Below are 9,529 nucleotides of genomic sequence, written 5' to 3' on the forward strand. Positions count from 1 at the left end.
GGCGCGCATCGATGCCGGCTCCGGCAGCGTCACCGCGGGTTCGACGATCACGTTGAGCGGCAGCGGCTCGTCGGCGCCGGCCGGCCACACCATCACCGGCTACCAGTGGACGCTGACCGCCGGCAGCAGCATCGCGAGCTTCACCAGTGCCACCAATGCCGCGACCGTGACGGTCGCGACGACGGCGGCCGGCAGCTTCACCGTGAGCCTGACCGTCACCGACGACGCCGCGCACCAGGCGACCAGCACCGCCTCGGTCACCGTGTCGGCCGCGTCGACGCCGACCACTCCCACCACGCCGACGACGCCGAGCGCCTCCGCCCCGAGCGGCGACAGCGGCGGCGGTGCCCTCGGCTGGCCGTGGCTGGCCGGGCTGCTCGCGGCGGTGCTGGCGCTGCGCGGGCCGCACGGCCGGCGCAGACCCTTGCACACAACTTGAGGCCCCGCATTGGGGCATGATCTCCACTCGACGGAGACATCCCCATGCGCCACTTCCTGACACTCCCCTGCGCCCTCGCGGTGCTCGGCGCCCTGGCCGCCGGTCACGCCGCCGCGGCGACCCCCCTGCCGGACCGTTCGCTGCCGGCCGCCTCGACGGCGCCACGCGCGCTCGGTCTGCTGGTGAAGCTGAAGGACGCACCGTCGCACGAGCAGGCCGCGGCACTCGGCATCACGAGGGCGGGCACCGAGCGGCTGCAGGGCGTGATGCGCGCCTCCGGCCTCGCGCCGCTGAAGATCTCGCCGAACGGGCGCGCGGCGCAGCGGGTCGATTTCGACCACGTGCTGTCGGCCGGCGAGGCCGCGACGATGGCCGCCAAGCTGCGGGCGCAACCGGACGTGGAGTGGGTCGTCACCAACGACCTGGAGCGCCGGCTGGCGCTGCCGAACGATCCGCGTTTCCCGAAGACCGTCAGCACCACCGGGCAGTGGTGGCTGCAACCGGTCAGCGGATCGAACACGAACGTCGCCAGCGACCGCATGCGCGGCGTGCCGGGCGTGCAGGGCGCCTGGGACACGACGCAAGGCAGCGCGACGGTCACGATCGCGATCCTCGATTCGGGCGTTACCACGCACCCGGACCTGTCGGCAGCGCGCTACTGGCCGGGCCGCGATTTCGTCTCGGAGATCGAGTACGCGAACGATGGTGACGGCTGGGACACCGATCCGAGCGATCCGGGCGACTGGGTCTCGCAAGCGGACCTGAGCAATGCGGCCTTCAGCGGCTGCGGCGTCGAGGACAGCTCCTGGCACGGCACCACGACGGCGGGCATCGCGGCCGCGTCCAGCAACGACGGCACCGGGGTGGCCGGCGTCAACTGGACCAGCCGCGTGCTGCCGGTGCGCATCTCCGGCAAGTGCGGCGCGACGGTCGCCGACATCGTCGACGGCATGCGCTGGGCGGCGGGCCTGCAGGTGCTGGACAGCAGCAACAACACGCTGCCCATCAACCCGCATCCCGCGCGCGTGATCAACCTGAGCTTCGGCGGCAGCAACGACTGCAACGCCGCCTACCAGAGCGCGATCAACGACCTGGCCGCGGTGAACGCCGTCGTGGTCGCGCCGGCCGGCAACGAGAGCGGCAAGGTGACGCGTCCGGCCAACTGCAGCGGCGTGGTCGGCGTCGTCGCGGTGAACCGTGACGGCTTCAAGGCCAGCTACTCGAACTTCGGCGCCAGCATCCAGATCGCCACGGTCGGCGGCGACACCTCGCAGATCGGCGCATGGGGCGGCACGATCAACGACGATGGCCTGCTGACGATCAGCAACGGCGGATTCAGCACCCCCGGCACGCCGATCTACGCCAACGAGTTCGGCACCAGCTTCGCGACGCCGCTGGTGTCCGGCGTGCTGAGCCTGATGGTCAGCGTGAACCCGAACCTGACGACCGCGCAGATGATCGACGGGCTCAAGCGCAGCGCGCGGCCGCACGTCACGTCGCCGGTGGTCGGCGCGTGTTCGAACTCGAACCCGGGCCGCTGCATCTGCACCACGAGCACCTGCGGTGCGGGGCTGATGGATGCGGCGCAGGCCCTGGTGTACGCGGCGAACCCGACCGGCTACACCGCGCCGAACTGGTCGTCGGTCGTGATCGACACCCCGGCGCTGCGCACCGCCGCGGCCCAGGGCCAGGACCTGCCTTCGAACGGGCTGGGCAACGATCCGGGCAATCCGCCGATCAACCCGCCGGGCGACGATGGCGGCGGCGCCCTCGGCTTCGGCTGGCTGCTGGGCTTGCTGGCTGCGGTGGCCGCGCTGCGGCGTACGGTTCCGGCCTGATCGACGAACCCGGATGGCCATCCGGGCTGCGAATCACTTGGCGCAGCTGCCGAACGGCCGGCCCAGCAACGCGTCCGATTTCAGCGCCATCACCTGCGCCCACAGCGCATCGTCGGCGCGCGGGATGCGCAGCGTGTGGCTCACGCCCGGCGCCGACAACTGCGCGACCCGCGCGGTGCGCACGCCGCGCTGCGTCAGCTCGGCCAGCGCCTTGTCGGCCGTGTCCTTGTTGTCGAAGCGGCCGAGCGACAAGCCGACCTCGAACTCGGGGGCGTTGCGCAGCTCCTCGTACGGCACCTTCATCCGCTTGAGCTCGTCTTCCTTCTTCTGCAGGCCTTCGCGGTTCGGGTACTTGCCCATGTAGACCATCCAGACCGCCGGCAGCTCGTTCCTCACGCTGCTCCAGCTGCCGGGCGGCAAGGCGCTCTGCAACGCGGACTCGGCGCTCGCGATCTGCGCCGGCGTGTACGGACCGGCCTCCAGGCAGGCCAGTGCCGGCTCGCCCGGGGTGCCGGCCGGCGCCGAGGCCGCGCCCGCCGGCAGGATGTGCACGCTGTCCGCGCGCACCTGGCGCGCCAGCCGCTCCGGCTCGCGGTCGCCCTGTGCGCGCACGCCGACCACGCCGTCGAGCTGTCCCTGCGTCCAGGCCCAGAAGCCCAGGTTCGCCAGCAGCAGCAACAGCACGATCGCACGCAGCATCAGGCGTCCTCGGCCTGCGGGTCGGGCGCGCCGCCGTCCGCCGGCGTCAGGCGCACGCTGACCTCGCCGCTGCCGACCTCGCGCGGGCCGTCGGCGGTGAGCACGCGCAGCATGCCGTTGGCACTGACGCCGTCGGCGATGCCTTCGGCCACGTCGGCCTGCGTCGTCGTGATCGCGCGGCCGCGCAGCAGGTCGCGTGCGGCGAAACGGTCGACGAAGGCACCGAAGCCGCGCCGGTTGAACTCGATCAGCGCCTTCACCAGCGGCAGCGCGACGCGCGCGAGCGTGGCCGGCGCGGTCARCGCGGGGTCGATCTCCTGCACGCAGCCGTAGCCGGTGTTCAGCTCGGTGGCATGCATCGGCTGCACGTTGATGCCGATGCCGATCACCGCCAGCCGCCGCGGGCCGGCCGCCACCGTCTCGATCAGCACGCCGCCGAGCTTGCGGCCCAGCCGGCCCGCGTCGGATCCGGCCTCCATCAGCCACAGGTCGTTCGGCCACTTCAGGCCGATCCGTGGCGCACTCGCATCGCCCGGCGTGCGCGGGTCGAGCGCGTCGGCCAGCGCACAGCCGACCGCGAGCGACAGCCCCGACCAGTCCGGCGGGTTCATCGGCAGCGACAGCGAGAAGGTCAGCGAGGCGACCGGCGCGGCCTTCCAGACGCGACCCATGCGGCCGCGGCCGCCGGTCTGGTGCTCGGCCACCAGCAGGCAGGGCTGCACGTCGGCGGCGCGGCGGCCGAAGGCGGCGCTCTCGACGCTGCGGCGCACCTGCACCAGCTCGGCCGCGGCCTCGTCGATCGCGCTGATGTTGACGCGGGCGCGCTCCAGCAGCGCGGTGTTGGTCGACGAGATGCGCGCGACGACCTCGACGCTGAGCCCCGGCAGCAGCGGCTCGAGCTGCTGCCACAGCGCCTCGGCACCCCAGTGCTGCGGCGATGCCGCAGGCAGCGTGGTGTCGGGGATGTCGTCTTCGGTGGGGTCGCTCATCGCAGCCTCAGCGCTTCGGGGCGAGCATCGTGCCGCGGCAGTTGCGGGTGCCGCAGCGGCATTCGTATTCCTTCTTCAGCTTCGGCGTGTAGCGCTCGTCGATGATCAGGCCGTAGTCRTAGAACAGTTCCTCACCCGGCTTGATCGCGCGTCTCGCCTTGATGAACACGCGGCCGTCGATCTCGTCGGATTCGCAGTTCGGCGTGCAGGCGTGGTTGATCCAGCGCGCAGCATTGCCGCCGTACTTGGCGTCGATCGCCATCTCGCCGTCGTCGAGCTGGAAGTAGAAGGTGTGGTTCGGGTCCTTCGGGTCGTGCGGATGGCGGCGCAGCGCCTCTTCCCAGGGGATCACCTCGCCCTTGTACTCGATCACGACCTCGCCGCGGGCGATCGGTGCGATCGCGAACACGCCCTTGCCGTGCACGCCGGAGCGGCGCACCTGGATGCGCCGGCCGGCGGCCGTGGCGCCGGCGTCCTTCGCGGGGGCGGTCGCTCTGGACCGAGGGGTGGACCGAGGGGACTTGGCGGTGCCGGCTTGCGTCATCGGTTTCTTTGGGTACATTGAATTCATGGGTGCGCGCGCGTGCATGCGTGTGCGTGCATGCGCGCGAGAAGCCCGGATTGTAGAGAGCACGCGCCGACCCCGGCCGAGCCATCACCAGAAAGTCCCATGAGCAAGTCACTGATCATTGCCGAGAAGCCCTCCGTCGCCCAGGACATCGTGCGTGCGTTGACGCCCACCGCGGGCAAGTTCGAGAAGCACGACGAGTACTTCGAGGGCGAGCACCACATCGTGACCTCCGCCGTCGGCCACCTRCTGGAGATCAAGGCGCCGGAGGAGTTCGACGTGAAGCGCGGCAAGTGGAGCTTCGCGAACCTGCCGGTGATTCCGCCGCACTTCGACCTGAACCCGATCGACAAGAGCAAGGGGCGGCTGAACGCGATCGTCAAGCTGGTCAAGCGCAAGGACGTCACCGACCTGATCAACGCCTGYGACGCGGGGCGCGAGGGCGAGCTGATCTTCCGGCTGATCCAGCAGCACGCGAAGAGCAAGCACCCGGTGCGCCGGCTGTGGCTGCAGAGCATGACGCCGGCGGCCATCCGCGACGGCTTCGACAACCTGCGCAGCGACGAAAGCCTGCAGGGCCTCGCCCAGGCGGCGCGCAGCCGCTCCGAGGCCGACTGGCTGGTCGGCATCAACGGCACGCGGGCGATGACCGCGTTCAATTCGCGCGACGGCGGCTTCTTCCTGACCACCGTCGGCCGGGTGCAGACGCCCACGCTGTCGATCGTCGTCGAGCGCGAGGAGAAGATCCGCAAGCACGTCTCGCGTGACTACTGGGAGCTGAAGGCCACCTTCGCGGCGCAGGCCGGCGAGTACGAGGGCAAGTGGTTCGACCCGAAGTGGAAGAAGAACCCCGACGACGCCGAGCAGCGCGCCGACCGCCTGTGGAACGCGGCCGACGCGCAGGCCATCGCCGAGGCGGCGCGCGGCCAGCCGGCGAGCGTCACCGAAGAGGCCAAGCCCAGCACGCAGAGCTCGCCCGGCCTCTACGACCTGACCACGCTGCAGCGCGAGGCCAACAGCCGCTTCGGCTTCAGCGCGAAGACGACGCTCAGCATCGCGCAGGCGCTGTACGAGAAGCACAAGGTGCTGACCTACCCGCGGACCGACAGCAAGCACCTGCCGGAAGACTATGTCGCCGTCGTGAAGGACACGATGCAGATGCTCGCCACCGACGACCTGCCCGGCCCGCTGCGCCCGCTGTCGGCGCATGCGGCGAAGGCGCTCAAGGAGGGCTACGTCAAGCCGAACAAGCGCATCTTCGACAACGCGAAGGTGTCGGACCACTTCGCCATCATCCCGACGCTGCAGGCGCCGCGCAGCCTGACCGAGGTCGAGGCCAAGCTGTACGACATGGTCGTCAAGCGCTTCCTCGCGGTCTTCTTCCCGCCGGCCGAGTTCATGGTCACGACACGCATCAGCACCGTGAAGGCGGCGGGCAAGGAGCACAGCTTCCAGACCAACGGCAAGGTGATGGTGAAGCCGGGCTGGCTCGCGGTGTACGGCCGCGAGGCGCAGGAGGACGACGCCAACCTGGTGGCGGTGGCCCCGGGCGAGCTGGTGCGCACCGAGGACGTGGCGGTCAACCCGATGAAGACCAAGCCGCCGGCGCGCTACAGCGAGGCGACGCTGCTGTCGGCGATGGAAGGCGCCGGCAAGCTGATCGACGACGACGAGCTGCGCGAGGCGATGCAGGAGAAGGGCCTGGGCACGCCGGCCACGCGCGCGGCCATCATCGAAGGGCTGATCCTCGAGAAGTACATGCACCGCGAGGGCCGCGAGCTGATCCCGACCGCGAAGGCCTTCCAGCTCACGACGCTGCTGCGCGGCCTGGGCGTCGAGGACCTGACCAAGCCCGAGCTGACGGGCAACTGGGAATTCCAGCTGTCCGAGATGGAGAAGGGCAAGCTCAGCCGCGAGACCTTCATGGCCGAGATCGCCGCGATGACGCAGCGCATCGTCGCGAAGGCCAAGGAGTACGACCGCGACACCATTCCCGGCGACTACGCGACCCTCAAGACACCCTGCCCGAACTGCGGCGGCGTCGTGAAGGAGAACTACCGCCGCTTCACCTGCGTGGGCACCAGCCCGGCCGAGGACAACGGCTGCGGCTTCTCGATCAGCAAGATCCCCGGCGGGCGCAGCTTCGAGCTCGACGAGGTGGAGCGCTTCCTGGCCGACAAGAAGATCGGCCCGCTCGAGGGCTTCCGCTCGAAGGCCGGCTGGCCGTTCACCGCCGAGCTGAAGCTCGCGTTCGACGACGAGATCAAGAACTGGAAGCTGGAGTTCGACTTCGGCGAGGACGCGAAGAACGCCGAGGCCGGCGAGCCGGTCGACTTCTCCGACCAGGAGAGCCTGGGCCACTGCCCGAAGTGCCAGGGCCGCGTCTTCGAGTTCGGCAGCTCCTACGTCTGCGAGCATGCGGTCGGCGCGCACATCACCTGCGACTTCAAGAGCGGCAAGATCATCCTGCAGCAGCCGGTGGCCCGCGAGCAGATGAGCAAGCTGCTCGCCACCGGCAAGACCGACCTGCTGGAGAACTTCGTCTCGAACAAGACGCGGCGCAAGTTCAAGGCCTTCCTGGCCTTCGACAAGAAGGAGGGCAAGGTCAGCTTCGAGTTCGAGCCGCGCGCCGCGAAGCCGCCTGCCAAGACGGCCGCGGGCGAGGCCGCGGCCGCGAAGACCGCAGCGCCGGCCGAGGCCGAGGCCCCGGCTGCCAAGGCCCCGGCCAAGAAGGCGGTCCGGAAGGTCACGAAGAAGGCGGCCGACGGCGGGGCTTGAATTGGGGTTTAAACGTTACTCCCGGGTATTCATTCATTCTCTAGTCACGACATTTGTCACGTCGAGTCTCTCGTAGCGGCATGTTGTGACTCCTGTGTAGTGCGACACTGCGTCCACTACAAGTGCGCACACACTCGGTTCGGTTACCGGTTGTCACATCTGGCGACCGTCGATGCTCCGGGGTGATGCGGCGGCGCGGCCTGTCGTTGGGGCCGCAGGCGTCAAACACAGGAACAGGGATTCCGAATGAAACTGCGTGACTTCCGATGGCTGGCCGCGGTGGCGCTCGCCGCCTGCGCGCCCTGGGCGCAGGCCCTGGTCTTTGCGGTCAACGAGGGCGTGACCTACCGCGTCCCGAGCGAAGAGATCCGGGCCAAGTACGCCGCGATCGCGGCCGACCTGGGCAAGATCCTGAAGCAGCCGGTCAGCATCGAGCCGATCGGCGACTACCCGTCGCTCAAGCGCGGGCTGGCCGAGAAGGCCTACGACCTGGCGATGGTGCACCCGGCGCACATCTCGATCGCCGCGATGAAGAACCCCGGCTACAAGCTGGTCGCGGTGACCAAGGGCTTCCTGGAGTACCGCGCCAGCTTCCTCGTGAAGTCCGACTCGCCGGTGGCGTCGCTCGCCGACCTGAAGGGCCGCAAGCTGGGCGCGCCGGACGAGGACTCGATCACCGCCTGGATGGTCCGCGCCTCGCTGCGTGACGCCATCGGCGACCCGAAGCTGGTCGCCACCACCTACACCCGCTACCAGGACGCGGTGCCGTTCTTCGTCGAGAACAACCTGACGCAGGCCGGCGCGACGGCGTCCAACGCGGTGGTCAAGGACTGGCTGGCCAAAGGCGGCAAGGTGATGTTCAAGTCCAAGCCGGTGCCGATCAAGCACATCATCGCGAGCCCCAACCTGTCGGCCGAGCAGGTCGAGAAGGTGCGTGAGTACCTGCTCGGGCTGGACGGCACCGACGAAGGCCGCAAGAAGCTCGAACCGACCAAGTTCCAGGGCTTCGTGCGCTACGACGACGCGGCGCTGATGTCGATCGGGACCTGGCTGGGCCTGTAGGGCCGCTGGCCCTGGGGGGCTCGGGTTCGTGCCGGTTGCGCTGCGGCCGCGCGACGCCTAATCTCGGGAAGCCCGGAAACGTTTCCCGAGGAGCCCGCCATGCTGCGTGTTGTTCGTGCGTTCTGTGTTCTGCCCGCTTTGTTGCCCGTGGCGTTGCTGGGCGCCTGCGCCAGCACCCCGGGCTCAGCCACCTACGAGGTCGACCAGCAGAAGGTGGCCGCGATCGACCGCACCGCCCTCGGCCGCGGCGTCAAGGTCTACTGGCTGAGCATGCCGACCAAGCGGGTCAACCCCGCCGCTGCCGCAACGACACCCGGTTGACGCGAGGGCTTGATCGATACTGGGGCGATGTCGCCGCCAGTGCTGCTCAAGCTCCTCGTCATCTTCCTGATCGTCGCCCTCGGCTACCTGGCCGGCCGCCTGCGCTGGCTGGGTGAGAACGACCCTGCGCGCGTGCTGGGCAACGCCGCGTTCTACATCTTCGTGCCGGCGCTGCTGTTTCGCACCACGTCGCGGCTCGACCTCGTCGGCATGCCGTGGGGCACGCTGGTCGCGTTCTTCGTGCCGGTGCTCGCGCTGCTGCTCGGCGTCTACGCCTGGCAGCGGCCGCGCGTGCGTGCCGGCACGCTCCCGACGGCCGCACCCAGCGTGCGCGCGATCTCGGCCAGCTTCGGCAACACGGTGCAGGTCGGCATCCCGCTCGCCACCGCGCTGTTCGGCGAGGCCGGGCTGTCGATCCACGTCGCGATCGTCAGCCTGCATGCGCTGACGCTGCTGACGGTGCTCACCGCGCTGGTCGAGTTCGACCTGGCGCGTGAGGCCGCCGGGCCGCCCCAAGGCCGAACACCGGAGTGCGAAGCACGCAGGTACCCTGATTCGCGGGTGCGGCAGGGGCATTCGAGCGCCCACCTGGGGCGCACGCTGGCGCGGACCGCCCGCAACACCATCATCCATCCGGTGACGCTGCCGGTGCTGGCCGGGCTGGCGTGGAACCTGTCGGGCCTGGCGATGCCCGCGGTGCTGGACGAGGTGCTGGTCCAGCTCGGCCTGCCGGTCGTGCCGCTGTGCCTGGTGCTGATTGGCATGTCACTTGCGTACTACGGCATCCAGGGCGCCGTGCGCGGTGCCGTRGTGATCTCGGTGCTCAAGCTGCTGG

At 69.8% G+C, this 9,529-nt stretch carries 9 protein-coding genes; 6 read left to right on the forward strand and 3 right to left on the reverse strand.

Annotated features, from left to right (window positions below):
* Positions 1–439, forward strand: a 439-nt coding sequence (locus AC1D12_RS15360; protein ID WP_477841314.1) for a PKD domain-containing protein, incomplete at its 5' end; no start/stop codon positions are given.
* Between the two features lie 44 nt (positions 440–483).
* Entirely contained in the window at positions 484–2,277 is a 1,794-nt protein-coding gene (locus AC1D12_RS15365) for a S8 family peptidase (RefSeq protein ID WP_477841316.1), read from the forward strand.
* A gap of 33 nt (positions 2,278–2,310) precedes the next feature.
* On the opposite strand, the gene AC1D12_RS15370 is transcribed toward AC1D12_RS15365, so the two are convergent.
* From AC1D12_RS15370 to AC1D12_RS15380, 3 genes are read right to left on the reverse strand one after another with little or no spacing between them, the layout of a single operon-like run.
* Positions 2,311–2,976 (reverse strand): hypothetical protein, encoded by a 666-nt coding sequence (locus tag AC1D12_RS15370; protein ID WP_047501524.1) that lies wholly within the window; start codon positions 2,974–2,976, stop codon positions 2,311–2,313.
* Positions 2,976–3,965 (reverse strand): biotin--[acetyl-CoA-carboxylase] ligase, encoded by a 990-nt coding sequence (locus AC1D12_RS15375; RefSeq protein WP_052211333.1) that lies wholly within the window; start codon positions 3,963–3,965, stop codon positions 2,976–2,978. The genes AC1D12_RS15370 and AC1D12_RS15375 overlap by 1 nt, the downstream gene beginning before the upstream one ends.
* A gap of 7 nt (positions 3,966–3,972) precedes the next feature.
* Positions 3,973–4,509, reverse strand: coding sequence for an SET domain-containing protein (locus AC1D12_RS15380; protein ID WP_477826263.1), 537 nt, complete (start codon positions 4,507–4,509; stop codon positions 3,973–3,975).
* 126 nt (positions 4,510–4,635) lie between these two features.
* Between AC1D12_RS15380 and AC1D12_RS15385 the strand changes: the two genes are divergently transcribed.
* From AC1D12_RS15385 to AC1D12_RS15400, 4 genes are all read left to right on the forward strand, one after another.
* Positions 4,636–7,311, forward strand: coding sequence for a DNA topoisomerase III (locus tag AC1D12_RS15385; protein ID WP_477841318.1), 2,676 nt, complete (start codon positions 4,636–4,638; stop codon positions 7,309–7,311).
* Positions 7,312–7,557: 246 nt separating this feature from the next.
* Positions 7,558–8,373, forward strand: a complete 816-nt coding sequence (locus tag AC1D12_RS15390) for a phosphate/phosphite/phosphonate ABC transporter substrate-binding protein (protein WP_477825625.1) — start codon at positions 7,558–7,560, stop codon at positions 8,371–8,373.
* Positions 8,374–8,472: 99 nt separating this feature from the next.
* Positions 8,473–8,694 carry a hypothetical protein gene (locus AC1D12_RS15395; RefSeq protein ID WP_477825624.1) on the forward strand — a complete coding sequence of 74 codons (222 nt, stop codon included), beginning with the start codon at positions 8,473–8,475 and terminating at the stop codon, positions 8,692–8,694.
* Between the two features lie 27 nt (positions 8,695–8,721).
* The coding region (locus AC1D12_RS15400) for an AEC family transporter (RefSeq protein WP_477841320.1) at positions 8,722–9,529 on the forward strand (808 nt) is incomplete at its 3' end.

It is taken from the genome of Rhizobacter sp. P1_G5 (genome assembly GCF_056405435.1).